This window comes from Amycolatopsis sp. FU40 (assembly GCF_021903635.1).
Classification (GTDB): Bacteria; Actinomycetota; Actinomycetes; order Mycobacteriales; family Pseudonocardiaceae; genus Amycolatopsis; species Amycolatopsis dendrobii.
This window is the reverse complement of record NZ_CP091381.1, coordinates 4,092,451-4,116,542: the sequence shown is the minus strand read 5'-3', so window position 1 is coordinate 4,116,542 and position 24,092 is coordinate 4,092,451. Positions and strand designations below refer to the sequence as shown.

The 24,092-nt window shown below is 69.5% G+C and carries 21 protein-coding genes; 9 read left to right on the top strand and 12 right to left on the bottom strand.

Annotated features, from left to right (window positions below):
• Window positions 1-5: 5 nt before the first annotated feature.
• From catA to L3Q65_RS19710, 3 genes are read right to left on the bottom strand one after another with little or no spacing between them, the layout of a single operon-like run.
• Window positions 6-851: a catechol 1,2-dioxygenase gene (gene catA, locus L3Q65_RS19720; protein ID WP_182893289.1), complete on the bottom strand. Its 846-nt coding sequence runs from the start codon at window positions 849-851 to the stop codon at window positions 6-8.
• A gap of 32 nt (window positions 852-883) precedes the next feature.
• Window positions 884-1,987 carry a mandelate racemase/muconate lactonizing enzyme family protein gene (locus tag L3Q65_RS19715; protein ID WP_182893288.1) on the bottom strand — a complete coding sequence of 368 codons (1,104 nt, stop codon included), beginning with the start codon at window positions 1,985-1,987 and terminating at the stop codon, window positions 884-886.
• Window positions 1,984-2,892, bottom strand: coding sequence for a LysR substrate-binding domain-containing protein (locus L3Q65_RS19710; protein ID WP_182893287.1), 909 nt, complete (start codon window positions 2,890-2,892; stop codon window positions 1,984-1,986). The genes L3Q65_RS19715 and L3Q65_RS19710 overlap by 4 nt, the downstream gene beginning before the upstream one ends.
• 229 nt (window positions 2,893-3,121) lie before the next feature.
• Here L3Q65_RS19710 and benA point away from each other — a divergent pair, with 229 nt between their 5' ends.
• From benA to L3Q65_RS19685, 4 genes are read left to right on the top strand one after another with little or no spacing between them, the layout of a single operon-like run.
• Window positions 3,122-4,492: a benzoate 1,2-dioxygenase large subunit gene (gene benA, locus L3Q65_RS19705; protein ID WP_237600508.1), complete on the top strand. Its 1,371-nt coding sequence runs from the start codon at window positions 3,122-3,124 to the stop codon at window positions 4,490-4,492.
• Window positions 4,489-4,998, top strand: a complete 510-nt coding sequence (benB, locus tag L3Q65_RS19700) for a benzoate 1,2-dioxygenase small subunit (protein ID WP_237600507.1) — start codon at window positions 4,489-4,491, stop codon at window positions 4,996-4,998. The genes benA and benB overlap by 4 nt, the downstream gene beginning before the upstream one ends.
• A 12-nt stretch (window positions 4,999-5,010) precedes the next feature.
• Complete coding sequence (benC, locus tag L3Q65_RS47500; protein ID WP_304504570.1) at window positions 5,011-7,500, top strand: benzoate 1,2-dioxygenase electron transfer component BenC; 2,490 nt, start codon at window positions 5,011-5,013, stop codon at window positions 7,498-7,500.
• A gap of 29 nt (window positions 7,501-7,529) precedes the next feature.
• The gene (locus tag L3Q65_RS19685; protein WP_237600506.1) at window positions 7,530-10,169 is read left to right on the top strand and encodes a LuxR C-terminal-related transcriptional regulator; all 2,640 of its coding nucleotides are present in this window, start codon (window positions 7,530-7,532) and stop codon (window positions 10,167-10,169) included.
• A gap of 335 nt (window positions 10,170-10,504) precedes the next feature.
• Here the strand turns inward: L3Q65_RS19685 and L3Q65_RS19680 are convergent, their stop codons facing one another.
• The gene (locus L3Q65_RS19680) at window positions 10,505-11,422 is read right to left on the bottom strand and encodes a DUF5829 family protein (protein WP_237600505.1); all 918 of its coding nucleotides are present in this window, start codon (window positions 11,420-11,422) and stop codon (window positions 10,505-10,507) included.
• Between the two features lie 211 nt (window positions 11,423-11,633).
• Between L3Q65_RS19680 and L3Q65_RS19675 the strand changes: the two genes are divergently transcribed.
• Window positions 11,634-12,473, top strand: a complete 840-nt coding sequence (locus tag L3Q65_RS19675; protein ID WP_237600504.1) for a GH25 family lysozyme — start codon at window positions 11,634-11,636, stop codon at window positions 12,471-12,473.
• Here the strand turns inward: L3Q65_RS19675 and L3Q65_RS19670 are convergent.
• The 3 genes from L3Q65_RS19670 to L3Q65_RS19660 are packed head-to-tail and all read right to left on the bottom strand — an operon-like array spanning window position 12,430 to window position 14,647.
• On the bottom strand, window positions 12,430-13,134 hold the full coding sequence (locus L3Q65_RS19670; RefSeq protein ID WP_237600503.1) for a DUF3159 domain-containing protein: 705 nt from the start codon (window positions 13,132-13,134) through the stop codon (window positions 12,430-12,432). The genes L3Q65_RS19675 and L3Q65_RS19670 overlap by 44 nt on opposite strands.
• The gene (locus L3Q65_RS19665) at window positions 13,131-13,742 is read right to left on the bottom strand and encodes a TetR/AcrR family transcriptional regulator (RefSeq protein WP_237600502.1); all 612 of its coding nucleotides are present in this window, start codon (window positions 13,740-13,742) and stop codon (window positions 13,131-13,133) included. The genes L3Q65_RS19670 and L3Q65_RS19665 overlap by 4 nt, the downstream gene beginning before the upstream one ends.
• Before the next feature lie 38 nt (window positions 13,743-13,780).
• Entirely contained in the window at window positions 13,781-14,647 is an 867-nt protein-coding gene (locus L3Q65_RS19660; protein ID WP_182893279.1) for a LysR family transcriptional regulator, read from the bottom strand.
• A gap of 98 nt (window positions 14,648-14,745) precedes the next feature.
• Between L3Q65_RS19660 and L3Q65_RS19655 the strand changes: the two genes are divergently transcribed.
• Window positions 14,746-15,105, top strand: a complete 360-nt coding sequence (locus tag L3Q65_RS19655; protein WP_182893278.1) for a DUF488 domain-containing protein — start codon at window positions 14,746-14,748, stop codon at window positions 15,103-15,105.
• Here the strand turns inward: L3Q65_RS19655 and L3Q65_RS19650 are convergent.
• Window positions 15,100-15,435, bottom strand: a complete 336-nt coding sequence (locus tag L3Q65_RS19650; protein ID WP_182893277.1) for a helix-turn-helix domain-containing protein — start codon at window positions 15,433-15,435, stop codon at window positions 15,100-15,102. The genes L3Q65_RS19655 and L3Q65_RS19650 overlap by 6 nt on opposite strands.
• An 80-nt stretch (window positions 15,436-15,515) precedes the next feature.
• Between L3Q65_RS19650 and L3Q65_RS19645 the strand changes: the two genes are divergently transcribed.
• Complete coding sequence (locus tag L3Q65_RS19645) at window positions 15,516-16,280, top strand: group II truncated hemoglobin (RefSeq protein ID WP_237600501.1); 765 nt, start codon at window positions 15,516-15,518, stop codon at window positions 16,278-16,280.
• 7 nt (window positions 16,281-16,287) lie between these two features.
• Here the strand turns inward: L3Q65_RS19645 and L3Q65_RS19640 are convergent, their stop codons facing one another.
• Genes L3Q65_RS19640 through pstC form a run of 4 tightly spaced genes read right to left on the bottom strand, consistent with a single transcriptional unit; the run spans window position 16,288 to window position 20,771 of the window.
• Window positions 16,288-17,847 (bottom strand): substrate-binding domain-containing protein, encoded by a 1,560-nt coding sequence (locus L3Q65_RS19640; RefSeq protein ID WP_237600500.1) that lies wholly within the window; start codon window positions 17,845-17,847, stop codon window positions 16,288-16,290.
• 16 nt (window positions 17,848-17,863) lie between these two features.
• Entirely contained in the window at window positions 17,864-18,655 is a 792-nt protein-coding gene (locus L3Q65_RS19635; RefSeq protein ID WP_370648214.1) for a phosphate ABC transporter ATP-binding protein, read from the bottom strand.
• A gap of 32 nt (window positions 18,656-18,687) precedes the next feature.
• Entirely contained in the window at window positions 18,688-19,794 is a 1,107-nt protein-coding gene (gene pstA / locus L3Q65_RS19630) for a phosphate ABC transporter permease PstA (RefSeq protein WP_237600499.1), read from the bottom strand.
• Window positions 19,791-20,771 (bottom strand): phosphate ABC transporter permease subunit PstC, encoded by a 981-nt coding sequence (gene pstC / locus L3Q65_RS19625; RefSeq protein WP_182893272.1) that lies wholly within the window; start codon window positions 20,769-20,771, stop codon window positions 19,791-19,793. Before pstC ends, pstA begins: the two co-directional genes overlap by 4 nt.
• Before the next feature lie 134 nt (window positions 20,772-20,905).
• On the opposite strand from pstC, the gene L3Q65_RS19620 reads away from it, so the two are divergent.
• Window positions 20,906-23,164, top strand: a complete 2,259-nt coding sequence (locus L3Q65_RS19620) for a hypothetical protein (RefSeq protein ID WP_237600498.1) — start codon at window positions 20,906-20,908, stop codon at window positions 23,162-23,164.
• The gene (locus tag L3Q65_RS19615; RefSeq protein WP_237600497.1) at window positions 23,161-24,039 is read left to right on the top strand and encodes a sortase; all 879 of its coding nucleotides are present in this window, start codon (window positions 23,161-23,163) and stop codon (window positions 24,037-24,039) included. Before L3Q65_RS19620 ends, L3Q65_RS19615 begins: the two co-directional genes overlap by 4 nt.
• Window positions 24,040-24,092 lie beyond the last annotated feature (53 nt).

Genomic DNA, 24,092 nt, shown 5'->3' with positions numbered 1-24,092 from the left:
CCGAATCAGAGGGCCGGGTCGAGGACGAAGTTGTACTCGATGGTCTCGCCGTTGGCCGCGGGCTTGGGGTCGAGCAGCAGTTCCGGCTTCACCGCGGACGCGATGTCGTCGTCGTTGTGCTCGTCGCCCGGGAAGTACAGCTGCGCGGTGAGCAGTTCGTGGCCCGGCGCGGAGACCTTCACGTGCAGGTGCGCCGGACGCCAGGCGTGCCAGCCGGCCGCCGCGATCAGTTTGCCGCAGGCGCCGTCGGTCGGGATCTGGTACGGCGCGGGTCGCACGGTGTGGATTTCGAAGCGGCCCTCGTCGTCGGTGGTGAAGGTGCCGCGCAGGTTCCACTCCGGGATGTCCGGCGCGAACTGGGAGTACAGCCCGTCCGCGTCCGCGTGCCACAATTCGACCTTCGCGCCGCCCAGTGCCGCGCCGGTGGTCGAGGTGACCTGTCCGGTCCAGGTGAGCGGCGTGCCCGGCTCGTTCTCCCGCGACGGGACTGAACCGCGCGCGCCCTGTTCGGGGGCGTCCGGCACGTAGTAGGGGCCCTCGATGGTGCCCTTGTTGCCCTTGCGGTGCTCAGTGGCGACGTCCTCGACGACGTGCTCGACCCAGACGTCCAGGAACAGCGGCCATTCGCCGTCCTCGCCGACGCTGATCAGCCACGATTTGAGCGCGTTGTACTCCTCGTAGGTCACCTTGTGCTTGCGGATGGTCGCGTGCACGGCCTCCAGCACCTCGCGGGCGAGCAGGCTGACCCGTTCCTTCGGGGTGCCCGCGACGCCGGCGAGCTTGTCGCTCTTGAACCGTTCGGTGGCGTTGGCTCCGGACGCGGCGGCGGTGGGGGAATGCGTGGCAGTCATGAATCCTCCTTGATCCATCAGGGGTTTCCGGCTCAGCGGTCTTGCCGGTAGTGCCGGAGCTTGCCGGGGTCGAGTTCGGCGCCGAGCCCGGCGCCGGGGCGGATGACCAGTTCGCCGTCCGCGATGCACAGCGGTTCGGCGAGCAGGTCGTCGGTCATGTCGAGAAAGTTGGACAGTTCGCCGGGGCGGCGCGCCGTCAGCTCGTACGACGCTCCGAACGCGACAGTGCACAGTGAACCGATCTGGCCGTCGATCTGGTTGCCCATCACGACTTCCAGCCCGAGCCCGTCCGCGAGGTGGTGCGTGCGCTGCGAACGCGTGAAGCCGGTGCGGGCGGTCTTGATGCTGATCGCGGTGGCCGACCCGCCGAGGATCTCCCGGGTCACGTCGGCCGGGGTCACCGCGGATTCGTCGGCGATGAACGGAATGTCCAACCGGGACACGAGCCAGCGGCGGCCGAGGACGTCGTCGGCGGGGCACAGCTCCTCGGCGAACAGCAGGTCGAGGTCGGCCATTTCCCGCATCGCGCGGGCGGATTCCGCGGCCGTCCAGCCCCGGTTGCCGTCCACGTACAGGTCGACCTCGGCGCCGAACCGCTCCCGCAACGCGCGAACCACTGCGGTGTCCAGGGAAACCGGACGACGGCCGACCTTCACCTTGAACGTCGTGATGCCGTAGGTGTCGCGAATCCGTTCCGCCTCGGCGACCATCGCGGCAGGCTCGTCGAAGCCGAGCATGTGCGAGACCTTCATGCGGTCGGTGTAGCCGCCGAGCAGTTCGGTGACCGAGACGTCGAGGCTCTGCCCCAGCGCGTCCCAGATCGCCATGTCCAAAGCGGACTTCGCAGCCGGATTGCCGACCGTGCGGGACAGCCGCGCGTGCACGGTCTCGCGTTCGAGCAGGCTCAGGCCCACGACTTGCGGCGCGAACACGGTCTCCAGCACCGCCACGATCCCGGCTTGCGTCTCGCCGTAGGTGAACGGCCGCGGCGGTGCTTCGGCAACACCGACCACGCCGTCGTCGGTGTGCACGCGGACCAGCACATGCTCGGCCGTGTGCACCTCCCCGGACGCGAAACGCAGCGGTTTGCGGTAGGGGATGGCGAACGGGATCGCCTCCACCCGGGTGATCTTCATCGTGTCCTCCCTGACACGGGCACTTCGACGGGGAACAGCTCGCCGAGCGCGTCGAGCACGGCGGGGACCAGTGCCGAGGCCCGGTCGCGGTGCCAGGCGAGCGCGAGCTGGACGGTGGCCGCCCCGGCGAGGTCGCGGAACACGACCCCGGCCAGCGGCAGCGCCCGCGCGGACGCGGGGACGACGCCGACGCCGAGACCGCCGGCGACGAGTGCGAGCAAGACCGCGGTGCCGGCCGCTTCGTGCTCGCGTTGCGGGGTGAAACCGGCGTCGCGGCAACTGCGCAGGACCGCTTCGTTGACGACGGAGTAGCTGGCCGGATAGGTGACGAAAGCTTCGGCGCGCAAATCGCTCATCGCCACGACCGGTTCCACCGCGAGCCGGTGGTCGGCCGGGACGGCGAGCACCAGCGGCTCGGTCTCGATGACGTGCAGGTCGAGGTCGCCGCCGGTGACCGGCGGGCGCAGCACGCCGATGTCGAGTGTGCCGTCGCGCAGCTGTTCGCACTGCTCGCCGGTGAGCAGGTCGGCGTGCACCTCGAGTTCGACCTCGGGCAGCCGGTGCTGCAGCGCGCGGGCCACCTGCGGCAGGTGCGACAGGGCGGCGGTACCGGTGAAGCCGATCCGGGCGAGCCCGCGGCGGCCGTCGGCGATGCGCCGGGCTCCGCGCGCGCCCGCCTCGACTGCCTCCAGGATCCGCTGGGCCTCGGCCAGGAAGAACCGGCCGGCCGGGGTGACCTGCACCTGCCGCGTCGTGCGGCTCAGCAGCGCGACGCCGAGCTCGTCCTCCAGCTGCCGGATCGCGTGCGAAAGCGCGGGCTGGGCGAGGTGCAGGCGTTCGGCGGCGCGGCCGAAGTGGCAGGTCTCGGCGACGGCGGCGAAGTACCGCAGGTGGCGCAGTTCCATCGGGCTGCCTCCTCACCGGCTCCTCGCGTGGTCTCGCTCACCGTAAGTTCCGGCATTGAGTGAAGACAAGGAGCGGTTTGCGTGCGATTGATAAACGACATCGAATAATCACACCCTAGGTCAGGACTGGGTCTTGCCCTGGTGTGGCCGCCGCCACGGACTGGCACAGTGCGGGAAACGCCCTGCTGGGGAGTCGATCAGTGCAGATCAGAGGCCCGTTGGAGGAGTCATGGCCGAGCCGCATGCCCACGCCGCCGCGATAGTCGCGGACGCGGTGGTGGAGGACCCGGAGGCGGGCGTCTACCGCGCGAACCGCCGGATCTTCACCGACGAGGAGATTTTCGAACTCGAGATGACGCACATCTTCGAGGGCAACTGGATCTACCTCGCGCACGAGAGCCAGCTGCCGAACCCCGGCGACTACTTCACCACCACGATCGGCCGCCAGCCCGTCGTCATCACCCGCGGCAAGGCGGGCGAACTGCACTGCCTGATCAACGCCTGCGCGCATCGCGGAGCGATGATCTGCCGGCGCAAACGCGACAACCGGCCGACGCTGACCTGCCCGTTCCACGGCTGGACCTTCCGCAACGACGGCAAGCTGCTCAAGGTGAAGGACCCGGACGGGGCGGGCTACCCGGATTCGTTCGACACCGACGGCTCGCACGACCTGACGAAGGTCGCCCGCTTCGAGTCCTACCGCGGGTTCTTGTTCGGCAGCCTGAACCCGGATGTGCTGCCGCTGACCGAGCACCTCGGCGACGCCACCAAGGTGATCGACATGCTCGTGGACCAGTCACCGGACGGACTTGAAGTACTGCGCGGGGCGTCCACGTACACCTACGACGGCAACTGGAAGGTCCAGGCGGAGAACGGCGCGGACGGCTACCACGTCACCGCGACGCACTGGAATTACGCGGCCACCACGGCCCGGCGCGACACCGGCGAATCGGCGAACGACACCAAGACCCTCGACGCCGGTTCGTGGGGCAAGTCCGGCGGCGGCTACTGGTCGTTCCCGCACGGGCACCTGTGCCTGTGGACCTGGGCGGGCAATCCGCAGGACCGGCCGCTGTGGCCGCGGATGGCGGAGCTGAAGGAGCGCTACGGCGACGCCAAGGGCGAGTTCATGGTGCGCGGGTCCCGGAACCTGTGCGTGTACCCCAACGTGTACCTGATGGACCAGTTCTCGACGCAGATCCGGCATTTCCGGCCGATCGCGCCGGACAAGACCGAGGTCACCATCTACTGCATCGCGCCGAAGGGCGAAAGCGCCGAATCGCGGGCGTGGCGGATCCGGCAGTACGAGGATTTCTTCAACGCCTCGGGCATGGCGACGCCGGACGACCTGGAGGAATTCCGGTCCTGCCAGCTCACTTTCCGCGCGACGGCCGCGCCATGGAACGACATGAGCCGCGGTGCGCGGCATTGGCTGACCGGGCCGGACGAGGTCGCGTCGTCGCTCGGGCTGGACAGGGTCGTGTCGGCCGGGCAGAAGAACGAGGACGAGGGTCTTTACCCGGTGCAGCACGGGTATTGGCAGGAAACCATGCGCGCGGCGATCGCCCGCGAGCAGGCCGTTCGAGGAGAAGCCCGATGACCGCCGCCGCCGAGAAAACCATCACCCAGCACGACGTCGAACAGTTCCTCTACCGCGAGGCGCGGTATCTGGACGACCGCGAGTTCGAGAAGTGGCTGGAATGCTACGCCGACGACGTCGTGTACTGGATGCCTTCCTGGGGCGACGACGATCTGCTCACCGAGGACCCGCAGCGCGATATCTCGCTGATCTACTACCCGAACAAGGGCGGGCTCGAGGACCGCGTGTTCCGGATCCGCACCGAACGGTCGAGCGCGACGTCCATTCCGGAACCGCGGACCAGCCACAACATCTCGAATGTCGAGCTGATCGAGCGGCACGGCGATCTGGTGGACGTGCGGTTCAACTGGCACACGATGTACTTCCGGTACAACACGGTCGATCCGTATTACGGGACCTCGTTCTGCACCATCGATTTCTCCGGGCTGTCGCCGCTGATCCGGCGAAAGACGGTGGTGCTCAAGAACGACTACATCCACCACGTCGTCGACGTGTACCACTTCTGAGCGGAGGCGGTCATGAACCACCGGATCGCTCTGTCCTTTGAGGACGGTGTCACTCGCTTCGTCACCTGCGCGCCGGAGCAGACTGTCGCGGACGCGTCGTACCGGCAGCGCATCAACATCCCGCTCGACTGCCGCGACGGCGCGTGCGGAACCTGCAAGGCGTTCTGCGAATCGGGGGAGTACGAGGGCGGGTCTTATCTCGAAGACGCGTTGAGCGCGGACGAGGCGGAGCGCGGTTATGTGCTGCCGTGCAGCATGAAGCCGAAATCCGATCTGGTGTTGCAGATCGCGAGCACGTCGGCGGTCGCGAAGACGCAGGCCGCCGAACATCACGGGACTCTTGTCGCGCTGGACCGGCTTTCGCCGACGACGATTTCGCTCACCGTCGAGATCCGCGACCGGGACCGGCTCGCGTTTCTTCCTGGGCAGTACGTGAACATCACTGTTCCGGGCACCGAGGTGACGCGGTCGTACTCGTTCAGCAACGCGCCCGAGGACGAGCGGCTGACCTTCCTGGTGAAGCTCTCGCCGGGCGGCGTCATGTCGGATTACCTGACTGGGCGGGCGAAATCCGGCGACGAGCTGACGTTCACCGGACCGCACGGGAGTTTCTTCCTGCGCGAGACGGACCGGCCGGTGCTGCTGCTGGCCGGAGGCACCGGACTCGCGCCGATTCTGTCCATTGTGCGCACCATGCGTGATTCCGGCGTGGCCAGGCCCGCGCATCTCGTGTACGGCGTGAGCACCGACGACGACCTGGTCGAGACGGCGACACTGGAGAAGCTCGCGGCGGAGGTTCCCGGGCTGACCTGGGATTACTGTGTGTCCGATCCGGGGAGCGCCGCACCGAACAAGGGCTACGTGACCACGCTGATCCGGGACGAGCACCTGCACGGCGGGGATGTCGCGGTGTACTTGTGCGGTCCGCCGCCGATGGTGGAGTCGGTGCGCGGGCACTTCGCGTCGGCCGGGTTCGAGCCGACCGGGTTCTACTACGAGAAGTTCGCGCTGGCGGCGCCAGTTCGGGCTCCAGAGATCCCAGTCGAGCCGGTTGCCGTGGCACTGCCGGAACCCGAGCCGGAGCTGGAGTTCGGCGCGGGCCGCGCGCTGGCCGGGCAGGAGCTGTTCCCGACGGTCGAACTGGCCCCGCTGCGGGCCGGAGCGGTGTTGTCCGCGGCGGAAGAGGCGCGGGTCGCCCGCACGATCGCGGGCCAGGAAATGCTGCCCGCGGCCGACGAAACGCCGGGCGAGTACGAAATCGGCGAGGAACACCCGTCGGTGCACGAATCGGACGCGGTTTTCGAGGCCCGGCAGGCCCTCGAACTGGGTGCGCTCGAACTGACCATCGGACGGCTCACCTCGGGCCAGCTCGCCGGGTACCGGCTGCTCGCCGAGTCGACAGTGCCCTATGTGGACGGTGACCGGTTCCTGGACGCCTCGGCCTACACCGAAACCAACGCGGCTTTCCACGATTACCTGTTCACGCTCACCGGCAACGAGCATCTCTTGCAGGCATATCAGGCGCTCGGCGTGAAAGGCCACATGGCCGAAACGCTGCGCAACGCGACCTGGTGCCATCCGCGCTGCACGCAAGACCACCTCGACCTGGTCGCCGCGTTCGAGTCCGGAGACCGGGCGGCCGCGCGACGGCTGGTCGCCGAGCACGCGGAACGGTCGAAGGTCACCACCCGGCGGGCGATGGGCGGCGCGGCGGCGGGACCGAAATTCCTGTCGCCAGGACGGTTCGCGGGCAAGGTCGTGGTGGTCACCGGCGCCGCGCAAGGGATCGGCGAGGCGACGGCCCGGCGGATCGCCGCGGAGGGCGGCGCGCTGGTGCTCGCCGACCGGTCCGGCCTGGTCAGCGGCCTCGCCGACGAGCTGCCCGAGGCCGCCGCGGTCGTCGCCGACCTGGAGACCTGGGCGGGCGCGCAGGCGGTCGCGGAGGCGGCGCTGGCCCGGTTCGGCCGGATCGACGTGCTGGTCAACAACGTCGGCGGCGCGCTGCGGTTCAAGCCGTTCACCGAGTTCGGCCCGGACGAGATCGAGGCCGAACTCCGCCGGTCCTTGCTGACCGCGCTGTTCTCCTGCCGGGCCGCGCTGCCGTCGATGGCGCAGCGGGGCGGCGGGGTGATCGTGAACGTGTCGTCGGCGGCCACCCGCGGCATCCACCGGATCCCGTATTCGGCGGCGAAGGGCGGGATCAACGCGCTGACCGCGTCGCTGGCGTTCGAGTACGCCGACGCGGGCGTCCGCGTGGTCGCGACCGCGCCGGGCGGCACCGAGGCCCCGCCGCGGCGGATCCCGCGCGGCGGCCCCGATCCGGCCACTGACCAGGAACGGGAGTGGTTTCAGGCGCACATCGACCAGACTGTCGGGTCGTCTTTGCTGAAGCGGTACGGCACCCTGGACGAGCAGGCCGCGGCGATCGCGTTCCTGGCCTCGGACGAGGCCTCGTACGTCACCGGTACCGTCCTGCCCGTCGCCGGGGGCGATCCCGGCTGACGGAGGCATTCGGCGAAGCGGGGAGGACCGTGACGACAGCGGCGGAGGAGCTGGCCGGCCTGCTGTCCCTGGCGGGACGCGCGGTGCTGCTGTGCGGTCCCGCCGGATGCGGGCGCACCACGCTGGCGCGCCGCGCCGCCGACGCGTTCCCCGGGCCGGTGCTCCGGGCGACCGCGGCCGAATGGGAAAGCGACAGCGCGTTCGCCGTGCTGCGGCAGCTGTTCCCGGAGTTGTCGGCCGACGGCGGCCCGCTGCCGCTCGCGGGACGGATCGCGGCGGAGCTGGTGCCGGGGACGTTGCTGGTGATCGACGACGCGCAACTGGCCGATGTGGACTCCGTGCGGACACTGTCGTCACTGCTGCGGCACCATCCGGCGGCGCGGGCGACGGTGCTGCTCACTGTCGCGACCGGCGATTCTCGCGCTCGCGCGGACGTTCTGGAGCTGCTCGCCCGGATGTCCGGCGACGAGGTGCGCGTGCCGCCGCTGGACGCCGCGGAAGTGTCCGAACTGGCCTCGGCGCGCGGCATCGCCTTGCATCCGACGATGGCCGAACGGCTGTGCCGCCACACTCTTGGCCGGCCGCGGTATGTGGTGCAGCTGCTGACTGAGGTGCCCCGGGCCACCTGGGCCGGGTTCGATCCGAATCTTCCCGCACCGGCCGCGGTTGCCGCTTCGGTCCGCGAACGCATCTCGAGGCTTTCCCCCGCGGCGGAACGGTTTGTCGCGGCGGTTGCGGTGCTGGGCGCTGGTGCGGCGGTGCGGTCGGCGGCGTCGCTGGCCGATCTCGACGGGGATCCGTTGCCGGTGCTGGACGAGGCGTGCGCGGCGCGGTTGGTCGAACTCGCGCCGCGCGGGCTCGCGGAGGTGGGGCCGCCGGATCCGATGGTCCGGGCGGCTGTGCTCGCGGGGCTGGGGCCGCAGCGGCGGTCGAAGCTGCAGCGGAGGGCGGCGGAGCTGGTCGAGGATCCGGCGCGGAGTTTGCGGTTGCTGGTGGCGGCCAGTCCGGTGCCGGACGCGGGCGTCGCGGATCGGCTTGACGCGTTGGCGGTCGAGCGGGCCGCGGCGGGGGCGTGGGGGACGGCTGCGGTGCTGCTCAACGACGCTGGGCGGCTCACTGAGGACGCCGAGCTGCGTCAGGCGCGGATCACCCGCGCGGTCGATGCGTTGATCGGTGCCGGCGATGTGTTTCGGGCGGCTGCGCTTGCTCCGGAAGTCGAGAGTGTGCGCGAGACGCCGTTGCGGGACGCGGTGCTGGGCTATCTCGCAGTGGTGCGCGGTCGGGCTGCTGAAGCTGGCGGACGGTTGAGCCGGGCTTGGGATATCGTCAACGCCGCGCGGGATCCGGAGACGGCCGCGTTGATATGTCAGCGGTATGTGCTGGACGCGCTGTGCCGGTACTCCGCGGAGGATCTCGTGCGGTGGGCGGACCGGGCTCTTGAACTAGCTGTACCGGAGACCCCGGCCGCGGTGGAGGCGGCGGCGATCCGGGGGCTGGGGCTTGCCGCGTCCGGGCGGGCCAAGCAGGCTCGGCGGGATTACGGGCAACTGGCCGAGCGGATCCGGCATGGCGCGCAGGCGCAGCGAATCGTGATGGCACGGGGATGGCTGAACCTGCTCACGGATCGGATCGACGACGCCCGGGTGGATCTGGAAAGCGCTGTGCCCACTAGTTATCTGGGCGGTTCGGCGCGGATTTCCTTGTGGGCGCAGGCTTGGCTGGCGCGGACGTTGTTCCTGAGCGGGGAGTGGGACGACGCGTTGCGGGTGGTCCGGGAAGCGCTCGTCTTGGTGGACCGGACGGGGATTGTGATCACCGCGCCGTTGCTGCGGTGGACCTCCGCCGCGGTGCACGCGTTGCGCGGGGACCAAGGGCGGGCGGAGGAGGCGTTGCTGGCTTGTGCTTCCGGGCCGCAGGATTACGAGATCATGCGGGTTCCTGCGTTGCTGGCGCGGGCGCAGGTCGCTGAGGCCGCCGCGGATTCCGCCGGGGTGTTGCGGGCGTTGCATCCCTTGACGCGGTTGTCGTTGCCGACTTCGGTGGACGAGCCGGGGCATTGGCCCTGGCATGATCTGTACGCGCATGCCTTGGTCCTTAGCGGACGGCCGGAGGAGGCGGATGCCTTTTTGGCTCCGCATGAGCGGGCTGCCGGGAAACGGGAGCATGCTTCGGCGCGGGCTCGTCTCGCTGCTGCGCGCGGACGGTTGCTGGGGGCGCGGAATGATCATGTGGGTGCGGTGGCGGCGTTTGACGCTGCGCTGGAGATGATCGGGGCGTTGCCGTTGCGGTACGACCAAGCTCGGATCGCGTTCGCTTATGGACAGACGTTGCGGAGGCTGGGGCGGCGGGCTCGGGCGGATACGCAGCTGGTCGCTGCTCGGGATGGGTTCGCTTCCATGGGGGCGGTTGCTTATGTGGCTCGGTGTGAACGGGAGTTGCGGGCTGGGGGCGTGCATTTGCCGCGGGGCGGGGCGGATTCTTTGACGCCCCAGGAGGAGGCGGTGGCGCGGATGGTGGCTCGGGGGCAGTCGAATCGGGAGGTGGCTGCGGAGTTGTTCTTGTCGGTGAAGACTGTGCAGTATCACTTGACGCGGATATACGCGAAGTTGGGGATTCGGGGGCGGACTGAGTTGGCGGTGTTGCGGTCTGGGGAGGACGGGGAGGGGTGACTGCTCGTCGCCTGGCGGCGACATCGGCCCGGTCTTGGGTTGCGTGGGGCACCCCGTTAGTCCATTGTGCTGACGGTTCGGGGGTGCTTGTCAAGGCGGGAAAGATGCCTTGACAAGCACCCCCGAACCGCAGGGCGGCTTTGTATCGGGGTTGGGGGAGGGGCTGGGTGCCTCGATGGTTGGGTGCACCGGCTGCGGTGTCGTAGGTGGGCGGGGCTAGCGCCCCAATGTGGCATTGGGTGCGTCAGATGCACCCAATGTGGCGTTCGGTGCGTGGGATGCACCTAACGCCACATTGGGGGCGCATGCGCGGCGGGGGTCCCTTACAGACTTGGTCAGGTGCGGATGGTGAAGGTCCAGCGGGCGTGGGCGCCTGGGCCGACGGTAAGGGTGGAGTGGCCTAGGCGTTCGACGTGCTTCGTTCCGGTGGGGGAGTTCAGGGCGAAGTCGAGTTGTCGCAGGCCGACTTGGTCTGCGGGGACCGTGTCGAAGCGGATGGTGGTCATGCCGTCTGAGGCGAGGGCGCCGGTGGGGAACTGACGTACGGTCATTCCTCCGGCGCGCAGCAGGGGCAGGGTGTTGGCCAGGTCGCGTGCGGTGATGCCCAGGCGGATGCCGGTGACGTCGCGCATCTGGTGGTCGCGGTAGTCGTCCGGCAGGTAGCGGTTGCGGCTGATGTCGCCGGGGTATTGGGCCGGGCCGGTGTTGCTGCGCGGGTCGGCGAAGTACTCCTCGCGGTACTCCATGCCCCAGGCGCCGAAGGTGTCGTACTGGTCGGTGGTGAAGACTCCGTTGAACCACGGGACCGGCTTGCCGTCGCCGAAGTCCCGGGTCTGCAGGAATTCCAGCGGGTTCGCGATGCCGGCGTCGTGCAGGCGCTGGACCACTGTGGACAGTTGGCCGGTGTGTTCGACCGAGACTCCCAGGCCCGCCGAACCGAGGTCGCCGTCCTTGCCGGGGACGTCGCCGACACCGAAGAGTTCCACGTAGGTTTCCCGGCCCATCAGGTAGCGGCCGGTCCACTTTTCGCCGCCCGCGCCGGTGGTGGTGCGGACCTGGAAGTTCGCGAAGTCCTTGAGGTAGGACGAATGCTCGATGGCGTCGGCGGTCTCGCGGTCGAGGACGCCGTAGCCGTGGTTGAAGTGCAGCAGAGTCGGTTCGCCTGCTTCCGCGGTGCCAGTGCCGGTCGCGGCCAGGGACAGGAGGACGGCCAGGAGCCGGAGGAGCGTCCGGGTTCTTCGAGGTTTCGACATGGCCGAGGAGAGTAAGGCGGCGGCGGCCGGCCGGCGGCGTTTTCCCGGAACTCGACCGCAACGGCCTACTGAGAATGTCTTTCCCGTTGTCCGGTCAAGTGGAAATTAGTTCACTTGGAGCAGTGACAGTGCATCACATTTAGTAACAGAATCAGGTCCTCGTGCCACCTGATCGGGTGGCACGTCGCGAGGGCATCCGAAAGGACCTGTCATGACGACTCACCACTGGGGACCCGCCGGGAGGGCGCGCCGCCGCCTGACCGGTGCGGTGCTCGCCGCGGCTGCCGCCCTGCTCGTGGCGACCGCGTCGAACGCCTCGGCTGCACCTGCCGCAGCCGCGAGCACTTCGACCGAGACTCCGGACAACCATCAGATGGGCGCCTCCATCCGGGCGCACGAGCCCGGCGGCACGGCGGTCGCGCCCGCGTCGGTCGAGACCACCACGGCGGGCATCGACGTGAGCAGCTACCAGGGCGCGGTCGACTGGCAGTCCTATTGGAACCAGGGCAAGCGGTTCGCCTACGTGAAGGCGACCGAGGGCACCGGCTACCAGAACCCGGACTTCACCCAGCAGTACAACGGCTCGTACAACGTCGGCATGATCCGCGGCGCGTACCACTACGGCCGGCCCGATCTGTCCGGCGGCGCGGCGCAGGCCGACTACTTCGTCGCGCACGGCGGCGGCTGGTCGAAGGACGGCAAGACCCTGCCCGGCACGCTCGACATCGAATGGGGGCCCAGCTCCGCCTGCTACGGGCTGAGCCAGTCCGCGATGGTGTCGTGGATCAAGGCCTTCAGCGACGAGTACCACGCGAAGACGTCGCGCTGGCCGGTGATCTACACGGCCACCAGCTGGTGGACCCAGTGCACCGGCAACAAGGGCGACTTCAGCTCGACCAACCCGCTGTGGGTGGCGGCGTACTCGTCGTCGCCGGGTGCGCTGCCCTACAACTGGGGTTTCTACACCTTCTGGCAGTACACCTCGACGCCGCTCGACCAGGACTACTTCAGCGCGGGCATCGACCGGCTGAAGGTGCTGGCCACCGGCTGACCCGGACCTGTCCGGGAGCCCGGTCCGGCCGGGCTCCCGGACGGGGCCGCGCCCAGGCGAGGACCGCCAGCCCGGCCAGCGTGCCCGGCAGTCCGGTCGCGACTTTCGCCGCGACCAGCCAGGCGTTGCCCGGGTCGAGGCTGAGCAGCCCGGTCACGGCCGCCCGGACGAGGAAGCCCGCGGCGAGGAGCACGGTCGCGACCGCGAACCGGCGGCGGGCGGCGCGGCCGGTCCCGCCGCGCCCGACCGCCGCCCAGCCGATCCCGACGAGCGGCCGCCGGACGAGGACCGACCCGGTCAGCACCAGCGCGGCCAGCAGGTACCAGGCGAGGTCGGGCAGGAAAAGCCCGCCGCCCGAGCCGGTCTGCCAGGCGATGACCCCGGCGATGCCGACGCCGGCCAGGCCGCCGAACGCCGGCCCCTTCGGATCCCCGCGCCGGATCCGGACCGCCGCGAGCACAGCGGCGAGGACGGCTGCGGCGCCGACAGCGATTCCCGTGCCGGCGAAAGCGTTGAGCGGCGCGAGAACCGCCGAGGGGATCGCGGACAGCACGATCCCGGCAGGCGTGTCGATCCGCGGCCGGCGGCTCCCGGCGGGTCGCCCCTCGCCGGACCGCAGCGCCGCGCGATTCGCTTCGCTGCCAGGAAAACGCCATCTCATTTCATCGCTCCCGACACTGACCTGGCCGCGTGGGCCGGATCGTCGCCGTACCCGATCGCCAGCCGCACCACCAGATCCGCCAGCGCCGCTCGCCCCGCGGCCTCCGGCAACGCGCCGCTGAGCACCATCGTCGCCAGCCCGTGCTGTGTGCTCCACAGCTGGGCAGCGCCCATCTCCGTTTGCTCCGCGGACACCCCGGGAAACCGGCCGGTCTCCACGGCCCTGGCGAAAATCTTCCGCAGCAGCAAGAAACACGCCTCGCCCGCGCGGTCGTCGTCCAGCGGACGGTCGACGAACATCGCCCGGTACAGGTGCGGTTCGGCCATCCCGAACCGGAAAAACGCCGCCGCCGCGCCGGCGAGGGCCGCCACCGGGTCTTCGACGGGCGGGTCCATCGTCTCTTCGAGCCGGCGGAAGCCCTCCAGCCGCACCTCCCGGCGCAGCTGTTCGACGCTGCCGAAATACGTGTACACCGCTGTCGTCGACACGCCAAGTTCGCGGGCCAGCCGCCGGGTCGACAAGGCCGGGCCGCCTTCTTCGGCCAGCACCTGGGCGGCCGTCGCCAGAAGGCTCTCGCGAAGCGCGGTGTCGCGTTGTCTCGGGCTCACGCCAGGATAGTAATACGGTGTTGCGTAACGGTGCAATGCTAAAACTCGGCCAGCGCCTCCATGACCGCACCGACGATCCGCCGGGTCTGCGGCTGGCATGCCGCCCAGGTCGTCAGCGGGACGCTCGGCTCGACCAGTTCGCTCCAGAACCAGCCCGGCAGCATCCGGTTCGCGCTGGGCCTGCTGAGCAGCACCGCGTCCGCCTCGACCGCCTCCGCGCAGGCCAGCGCGTTCTCGTTGAACCGTGCGAGCCGCCAGTTCGGCGACACGCCGAGCCCGTGCGCCGCGGCGAGCATCTGGTCGTGCCCGGCCGGGACCTGCGCGCGCGAGTGGGCCAGCACCCGGACGTCGTCGAGATCCCGCAACCGGCACTTCGCCCGCCCGAAAAGCTCGTGACCAGGCCGGACCGCGACGCCGAACGGATGCTCGAACAACAGCCGCCCGTGCAGCGTCGACGGCGGGTTCTGGTGGACCAGCCCGATGTCGATGCGTCCCTCGCTGAGCATCCGCAGCTGCTCGGTGCTGCTGGCGTCCAAAAACGACAGTGCGGCGTCCGGCACCTGACGGCGGATCTCCGCCAGCGCCGCGAGCACCCAGTCCTGCGGAATCCCCGGCGGCAACGCGATCTCGACCTGTTCCTTGACCGGAGCCGCGGACCGCGTGACCTCCCGTGTCGCGTCCGCGAGCCGCAGCAGTTGCCGCGCGTGCTCGTGCAACGCCCGCCCGGCGACCGTCGCCTGCACGCCAGTCGGCACCCGGTCGAACAGCGGCGTCCCGAGTTCGCGTTCGAGCACCCGGATCTGCCGGGTCAGCGCGGGCTGCGACATCACCAGCAACCCGGCCGCCCGGCTGATCGACCCCTCGGTGAACACGGCGACGAAGTACCGCAGCTGACGCAGTTCCATACCCTGGGGTTATACCCCCTTCGTTTGCACCGCGGCGGCGACCGGCGGACGCTGGGCGGAGACGGGAGCCCCCGACACCGGAAGGAGCCGCTGTCCCGATGAGCAAACGCCGAGTCCAGGTCCGCCGGGTCTACGACGCCCCGGAATCCGCCGACGGCGCACGGGTCCTGGTCGACCGCCTGTGGCCGCGCGGGCTGCGCAAGGACCGCGCCCATCTGGACGACTGGCTGAAGCAGATCTCCCCGTCGACGGAACTGCGCAAGTGGTACTCCCACGACCCGGACCGCTACGACGAATTCGCCGAACGGTACCGGTCGGAACTGGAAGAGCCGGAGCGCGCGGAAGCGCTGGACCAGTTGCGTGCGCTGGCCAAGGAGGGTCCGTTGACGTTGCTGACCGCGACTAAACGCAGCGACATCAGCGAAGCGGCGGTATTGGCTGACATTCTCCAGTCATGAACTGCCGACCGAGATGCCGTTGCGTTCGGCATATCGGCTGCCCCATTCGTACAACGCGGTCAGCGCCGGGCGCAGCTCGTCGCCTTCCGGGGTCAGCCGGTACTCGACCGTCGGCACCCGGCCGTCGACCTCGGTCCGGTCCACCAGTCCGGCCGCGGCCAGCTCGCGCAGCTGCTCGGTGAGCATCTTCTCGGTGATCGACGGAATGGCCCGGCGCAGCTGGCCGTAACGGTGCGGGCCTTCCTTGAGCCGCGCCAGGATCACCGGCTTCCACTTCCCGCCCATGACGTCGACGGCCAGTTCGACCGCACAGGAGTAGCGCGCTTTCATCCCTCCATCATCGCCCGCCGCGGCTACGCACCGGCAAGTGCGTACTAGGCGGCCGGCCCGGTGCGTGCTTGGGTGGTCCGGTGATCATCGAGTACATCCGGTACCGCGTCCCGGACGGCGGCCGCGCGGACTTCGAAGCCGCCTATCGACGCGCGGCCCGGTCGCTCGCCGCGGCGGAACAGTGTCACGACTACGAACTCTCGCACGCCGTCGACGAGCCGGGCAGCTACGTCCTGCGCATCGTCTGGACTTCCGCCGAGGCCCACCTCCAGGGCTTTCGCGGCGGACCGCATTTCGCCGCGTTCTTCGCCGAGATCCGGCCCTATGTCGAGCAGATCGAGGAGATGCGGCATTACGAGCGCACCGAGGTGGCCGGTTCCGGCGGCGCGGTGCCGACGCTCTACGAATGGGCAGGCGGAGCGGCGGCGCTCGCCAAGCTGACCGAGGCGTTCTACGCGAAGGTGCCCGCGGACGACCTGCTCGCCGAGGTGTTCGCCGGGATGAGCCCCGAGCACCCCGCGCACGTGGCGATCTGGCTCGGCGAGGTATTCGGCGGCCCGGCCGCGTACACCGGCCGGCACGGCGGGCACGCGCACATGATCTCCAGGCACGCCGGCCGGGCGATCACCGAGCCGCAGCGGCGCCGGTGGGTTTCGCTGCTGCTGGCCACCGCGGACGAGGTCGGGCTGCCTGCCGACCCGGAGTTCCGCGCCGCGCTCGCGGGATACTTGGAATGGGGCAGCAGGCTCGCGGTGGTGTTCTCCGCCCCGGACGCCGGGCCGGCGGCCGACCAGCCGGTGCCCCGTTGGGGTTGGGGCTCGGCTCCTCCGTGGACTGGCACCTGAATCCGCGCTATTCGGTCCGCCGCAACCGTCGGACAATTCCGCGCACCACCAACGGGACGCAGATCGCCGCGAACAACACCAGTGCCGCCCATGCGCCGAATCCGCCGAGACCGCTGCCTTGGTATGCGGCGGGTTCGGCATTGCGCCAATCCCGCGATCCGCTATTCGCCTCCGACGCATCCGGCCCGTTCGAAGACGACGCTCCTGGCCCATTCGACGCCTGCGCACCGGCTGAAGACTTGGGGCCTTCCTTCGCGCCAGCCTTGGGGCCGCCACCATTCCCGGGGTGGGTCAGCGCGTCCACTCCGCCCATGGCGGCGAAGGGATCTTGCGGTGCGGTAGCCCCGGCTCCGAGGCCGCCTTGGAACGTCGGATTGGCGCAGTTGCCGGCATTGAGCTGCTTGGCCGGCCGCCCGGTGAGCCGGGCATTGGCGTTCATCATCTCCTGCGACAAGTTCGGCGGCAGCGGTGAATACCCGATTCGCGCCATGTTGATCTGCCCGTCGCAAGCGACATGCTCGATGAACGCGGTCATGGTGTCCGCCTTGGCTCCGTCCGGATACCCGCCCTTGCAGGTGTCCCGGCCGGCTCCGCATGGCGTCATCAGATACGAGTAAGCCGAAATGGGGTAAGCGGACGGATCCGGATTGGCGTAGACCCCGGACAGTTCCTGGCTGAGGTCTGGTCGCAGGTTGGCTTTGGTCAGTGCTGCCGCGATATTGGCCGCGTACGGCAGCGTGTACTTTCCGGCCTGGTTTTCCACCCACGCGGTCGGCGCGTTGTACTTCTTCGCATACCCGAACTCGTCATACCCGATGGAAAACGGGACGCTGCCGTTCGCCAGGGTCTGCGCGATCTGGTCGGAGTCGGCGAACAGCCGGTAAAAGTCCGCGTCCGGACCGCGGGTGGGCAGTTGGATCGGCCGGACCCCGGACGGCAGCGGGCCGATCCCCTTGTCGACATTCCGGGCGATGAAGGCGCCGTACGGTCCGGGCGCGACGTGCGCCACGAAGTCGTAGAACAACGCTGTGGTGCCGGACTGTCCGCTGCGGCCCACCAGGGTGATCGGCTGATCCGGCAGGGCGAAGCCGCCGTTCGTCGCGCTGATCGCCGGATCGCTCCAGCGCGTGATCTGCCGCGCGAAGATGCGGGCGACCACATCGCGGGTCAGATGGAGGGTGTCGACCCGGCGTCCGCCGGCGTCGGTGACGTTGTACATCACCGCCACCGCGCCCGCGACGTCCGGAACATATTGGTACCCGCGCTGTTTCGCGGTCGCACCGCCGCCCCCGGCCGCCTCCAGCGAGCTGACTTCGGCTTCGGTGCCGGCGAAGTCGACGGTGTGGTCGCCGTATTGATTGACTCCGGCGGGGGAGCCGAGTGCGCTGTAATTGACCGGGATGCCGCGCGAATTGGCGCCGTTCTGCCAGTCGCTCATCGCGAGTCCGACGTAGGTGGACCCGGATCCGTTGACCTGGCTGAACGCCTCCGCGGCGGGAGCGAGCAAAACCTGGCAAGCCAGCAGCGCCGCCGCGCCGCCGAGGCCGAGCCGTCTCGTGCGATGCATCAAGAAACTCCCCAGTTCAGCCGAAACGGCCGTGCACGTAATCGTGCGTGCGGCTGTCTTCCGGATTCTCGAAGATCTGCTCAGTCGACCCGTGCTCGACCACTCGGCCGGGCTCGTTCTCTCCGGCGAGGAAGAACGCACAATGGTGCGAAACCCGTTGCGCCTGCTGCATGTTGTGCGTGACGATGACGACGGTCACCTCGTCGGAGATTTCCACGATCGTCTGCTCGATCCGCCGCGTGGACGTCGGGTCGAGGGCTGAGCACGGCTCGTCCATCAGCAGCACGTTCGGCTGCACCGCGAGCGAGCGCGCGATGCACAGCCGCTGCTGCTGCCCGCCGGACAGCGCGCCGCCGGGGGAGTTCAGCCGGTCCCGGACCTCGCGCCACAGCCCGGCCCGCTCGAGGCTTTGCTCGACCAGCCCGTCCTTGTCCGCGCATTTGACGCCGGCGAGCTTGAGCCCGGCGAGGACGTTGTCGCGAATGGACATCGCCGGGAACGGGTTGGGCTTCTGGAACACCATCCCGATCCGCAGCCTGGCGTGCTGCGCGCGGGTGCCCTCGGCGTAGATGTCGTCGCCGTCCAGCAGGACCTCCCCGGCCAGGCTCGCCGCGGCGACCAGTTCGTGCATCCGGTTGAGGATGCGCAGGAACGTCGATTTGCCGCAGCCGGACGGGCCGATCAGCGCGGTCACCTCGTTGGCGGGCATCGCGAGGGTGACGTCCTCGAGCACGAGCCGGTCGCCGAACCAGGCGTGCACGCCGCGCGCCTCCAGCGTCGCCGCGCCCGGGGGCGGCCCGCCGAGCACCCGGACGGGTTCGCGTGCTTCGAGAGTTTTGGTCACCGGGCACTCCTGGGTTTCGTGCGGCGCGCCGACCAGCGTGTGCGGCCGATCAGCCGGGTCAGGGCGAACAGCGCGAAGATCAGCAGGATCAGCACCAGCGCGCCGATGTACCCGCGTTCCTGCGCCGAGGCGAGCGGTTCCTTGATGTAGCGGTAAACGAAGCGGGGCAAGCTTTCCTGCGGCTCGCTGAACGGGTTGTAGTTCATCGAAAGCGTGCCGAAGGACGTGAACAGCAGCGGCGCGGTTTCCCCGACCACTCGTGCGATGCCGAGGATGATCGCGGTGCTCACCCCGGTGCGCGCGGTCGGCAGCACCACCGACCAGACCGTGCGGGCGCGGCTGGCGCCAAGGGCGAGTGACGCCTCGCGCAGGCCGTCCGGCACCAGGCGGAGCACGACGTCGACGGTGCGGGTGACGGTGGGCAGCATGATCATCGTCAACGCGAGCGTCGCCATGAACCCCGAGAAACCGAGCTGCGCGGGCGGCAGAATCAGCGCCGCGTAGACGAAAAGCCCGGCGACCACCGACGGCAAACCGCTCATGGCGTCGACGAAAATCCGCACCGGACGGCGGAACCGCGACCGCGTTTCGTTCAGGAACACCGCGGTGAGCACGCCGAGGGGAACGACGAACACGAGCGCGAGCGCCGTCTGTTCCAACGTGCCGACGATCGCGTGCAGGCCGCCGGTCGCCGTCGCCGGATCGGTCGGCGCGACGGCGGACATGTCGTGCCCGAAGAAGGCCAGCCGCAGGCTTGGCACGCCCTTGACGACGATGTAGCCGAGCAGGAACAGCAACGGGATCAGCAGGCCGACCGCGCCGCTCACCACGACCGCGGACACCAGTTTGTCGACCGCGGCGAGCCGGCCGAGCCGGTCGCGGGTGACGAGGTAGAGCATGCCGAGGTACAGCAGATACGCCACGACGAGGTCGGCGAGCCAGCCCGGCGACACCAGCAGCTGGTGCATCACGAACCAGGTCAGCAGCGTCGCCGACACCGCACAGCCGAGCGCCACGAGCCGGTCCTGCGGGGTGGTCGCGGACGTCCGGCGGCGCACCGGGGCCGGACGCGCTTGCTCGACGCGAATCTCGGTGGCGGTCACGCGTCGACCCCCGCTCCGGAACGGCTGCGGGAAATGATCACCGACGCGGTGAAGTTCGTCGCCAGCGTGAACGCGAACAACACCAGCCCGGCCGCCATCAACCCGCTCAGCGCGGGCCCGGACTGCCCGGCGTTGTTGGCGACGAACCCGGAGATGGTCGCGCCGCCGAACTCCAGCAGATGCGTCGTCAACTCCGGAACCTGGGGCAGCAGAAGGGAAACCGCGATCGTCTCGCCGAGCGCGCGGCCGAGCCCGAGCATCGAGCCGCCGACGATCCCGCCGCGGCCGAACGGCAGCACGACGGTCCGCACCATGCCCCAGCGCGTGCTGCCCAGCGCGAGCGCCGCTTCCTTTTCGCCAGGCGGGGTCTGGGTGAACACCTCGCGGATGACCGACGTCGTGATCGGGATGACCATCAGCGACACCACGAGCCCCGCGACGAACATCGAATTGAACAGCACCGCGCCCGGTTTCGTCTCGAACAACGGGAACCAGCCGAGATTGCCGGTCAGCCACTGCGACAACGGGGTGATGTACGGGCGCAGGAAGCTGAATCCCCAGAGCCCGTAGAGCAAACTGGGAATCGCGGCGAGCAGGTCGACCAGTCCGGTCAGGAACCCGCGCACCCGCGGACTCGCGTAGTCGCTGATGAACAACGCGGCCAGCACGGAGAACGGCACCGCGACGGCGACCGCGATCAGCGCGACCACCACCGTGCCGTACAGCAGGCCGAGCACGCCGAAGTGCCCGGACGCCGGGTCGAACTGGATCGTGGTGAAGAAGCCGAAACCGCTGGCCTCGAACGCGGGAACGGACCGGTAGACGAGGAAAAAGCCGATCACGATCAAGAGTGCGAGCACCGAAAGCCCGGCCCCGCTCGTGACGCGGCGGAAGAGCCGATCGGCACGGGAGGGCAGATCGGCGAGGACGAGACGATCCGGAGGCGCGGGGACGGAAGCTGAGGACGAGACGGTCACGGCAGCGAGTATCGCGACCCGGCAGCGGGGAAAGTTGGCTGGACAGCGAAGGCCCGACGGCGCGTTCGTGAACCGGTGCCCGCGTTCGGATCCCGTTTGTTGACGCCGCGCGCGACGCTGGAGAAGTTGAACTCATGAACCGCTTCAGACGCGTGGCGCACGTGCTCGCCGCCGGGGTGCTCGCGGTGCTCGGCGTCGCCGTCGTGCCCGCCGCGTCCGCGCAGACGCAGCCGCTGAACTACCAGGTGCAGGTGACGGGTGCCGATCCGATGAACGCGCAGGACGGGGACCCGCTGCGCATCACGGTCTCGGGGCTGCCCGCGGGGGCCACGGCGAACTACTCGGTGTGCCCGCTGCCGTTGCGGGATTCGCTCGTGAAACCGGGGACCTGGGCGCACGATCCGTCCGTCGCGGCCCGGGTCACCGCCTACTGCAAGAACTTCAACGACGAGCTGTCGGGCACGGAGTTCAAGACCCCGACCGAGGACGTCGGGCGGAGCGCGACCACGCACGACCTCGTGTTCGACACCTATGTGCCGCGAGGAGCGCGTACGCCCGCGACCATCGCCTTCGACCCGGACTTCACGGCTCTCAAGAAGACCGAGGCGCTGAAGTGGCCGAACAACCCAGATCACAAGCAGTATTCGTTCCCCTGCGACGAGAACCATCCGTGCACCATGATGCTGCGGATCGTCGTCCCGGCGACCGCGGCCGGTCCCGCGCAAACAGTGTTCGACAGTTCGATCACGTTCCGCGCGTCCGCGCCCGGACTCAAGATCAAGGGGTGTGGCGGGGTCGGGGCCGGCACACTGACCGGGAGCATGCCGGAGCGGTTCGGCCGCACCGCGGTCGGCTGGAACCAGATGATCTGCGCTCCGAAGAAGACGGTGCAGCCGGTCAACATCGTGAACGAGAGCGAGGACGTCGGGCTGACGTCGTTCGACAAGGGCGAGTCGGATGTGCAGGTCACCGGCTCCGGCGGAACGCTGGCCGCGCAGCAGGTCCGCGCGCGCAGCTACATCCCGACGGCGCTCAACGCCACAGTGCTCGCCGCGGTCGGATGGGCGCCGACGGACCGCCGGGACGACGGCGGCTCGCTGAACTCCCGTCTGGCCGACAACCTGAAGTTCGGCTGGGACGAACTCGCCGATCTGCTGAGCAAGGGCGGTTTGTCGCCGGACAGCACTGGCCGGGGCGGCATCTTCACGGACGGGTCCGCGCTGGTGCGGCGCAATCCGGCGCTGGCCGCGATCAGCGGGGCCGCGAATGCTCTCCTCTCGCCCAACACGCGCGCCGGCCAGTTCACCACCGATTTCTTCGGGGTCACCGGCGAAATCGGGACGAGCACCGTGCCGCTGGTGCTCAGCAGCAGGCTGAACGGAATGCCCGCGTGGAAGTACGGGACTTTCGTGGACCTTGACAAGCAGAAGCTGAAGGGAAGCGACGGGCCGGTCGGCGTCGTCACTGATCTGAACGCGCTCAACCTCGGCGACGGCGGGGTGCACAACGTCGATGCGAAGACCGGTCAGGTCAACGTCCGCAAACAGGTCAGCAACGTGACGCTGGGGACCGGGAACGAGTGCAAGAAAGGGTGCCTGAACTGGGTCGTCACCGACCTGGCCACCGCGACCGAGAACGGCTGGACCCCAGTCGCCCTGCCCAACGGCAAGGGCGGTTACGTGGCGCCGACGCCGAAATCGCTGCAGGCCGCGGCCGCGCACACGGAGCAGGCCAAGGACGGTTCGGTGCGCATCGTTCCCAGCGAGGACCCGGAGGCATACCCGCTCACGTTCATCGAGTCTCTCACCGCGCCGCTGAACCCGCTGGTGGATGCCTCGTGTGCGCCGGAAGCGGCGAAGCAAGCCCAGCTCGCGACCTTCTTGAAAGCCGCGGCCAACGGCGGGCAGAACAGCTTGGGCCCAGGACTCGTTCCCTTGCCGCCGGATCTGCTTTCCGCTGCTCAGGCGGCCGTGGCGAAGGTCGGCACCGGCACGGCCGCGGATTCCTGCCATGAGCAGAAGGAAGCGCGGAACCCTGGCTCGGCCGCGACCGGCGGTCCTGGTGCCGCCGCGGGCGGGTCTCCGTCGAGCAGTGGCCTCGGAGGTCCGCTGGCTCGCTCCGGTTCGAATGGCCCTGGTGCGGCGGAAGCTGCTGCGCTGGCGATAAAGGCGCCGACGCAGGCGAGTGTCCAAGAAGCGCGCAGCCTGGCAGCGGCGGTGAAGGTCCCGCTGTTCCCGGGAGCGGGCGTGCTGGGGGCGTTGATTCCGTTGCTCGCTTTGGTCGCGTTGGTGCTGCTGCCGTCGACGACCGGTTACCTGACCGCGGGGAAGCCATTGCCCGCGTGGATGAACCGGCTCGCCGAGCGGGTCGTCGCATTGCGACGCCGGGCATGACGGCGACGCCGCGCGCCCCGGTGCGCTTGAATCCTCAGTGGACGGTTGTCGCGGTAGCCGGCTGGCTGCTCACGACGGTGGTGTGCTTCGGCATTGTCGCCTACGCGCTCGGCCCGATGCTCGCGAACAACGACCAGCGGACGGAGCTGGCGGTGCTGCGAGATCGGATGGCGCAGGCGCAGGGCGCGGCCCGCACGCTGCTCGGTGCCGCTCCGGTGACGAAGCCGCCGGAGTTCGGTGCGCCGGTGGCAGTGCTGGAGATCCCGAAGCTGCAGGTGCAGCAGGTGGTTCTCGAAGGCGTCGAACCGGGCGAAACGATGTCCGGACCGGGGCACGTGCCCGGCACTTCGGGCCCCGGCCAGCCGGGGAACTCGGCCGTGGTGGGCCGGTATTCCGGGTACGGCGCCCCGTTCTCGCGGCTGGGCGAGCTGGCTCCCGGGGACCAGCTGGTGATCGCTACGACCCAAGGGAAATCGGTGTACACCGTGACCGGCACGGCGAACCGTGACCTGGACGAAGACCGCGACTACGGCCGTACGGAGAACGGCCGGCTGACGCTGGTCACATCCGGTTCGTGGTGGCCCGGCTCGGCTTCGGGCGCGACGGTGGTGACCGCGGTTCTCGACGGCAAGCCGTTCCGCCCGACGCCGCAGAACGGCCGGGCCGACGCGCAGGACGGCCGCACGGGCGACCCGGGCGGCTGGGCCCGGCTGGTGCTCGCGTTCGGCGGGTTCGCGGTGGTGGCCGCGGGGGCGACGCTGCTGTATCGGCGCTGGCGCTCGGTGTCGACGTATGTGCTCACGACACCGGCGCTGCTGGCGTTGGCCGTGCTGGCGGCATCGGCGGTGTGGCGGTTGCTGCCTGCTTGGGCTTGATCTGCCTCAGCTGAAACCGGGGCTGGCACGGAGACTCTCCGGGCCAGCCCCGG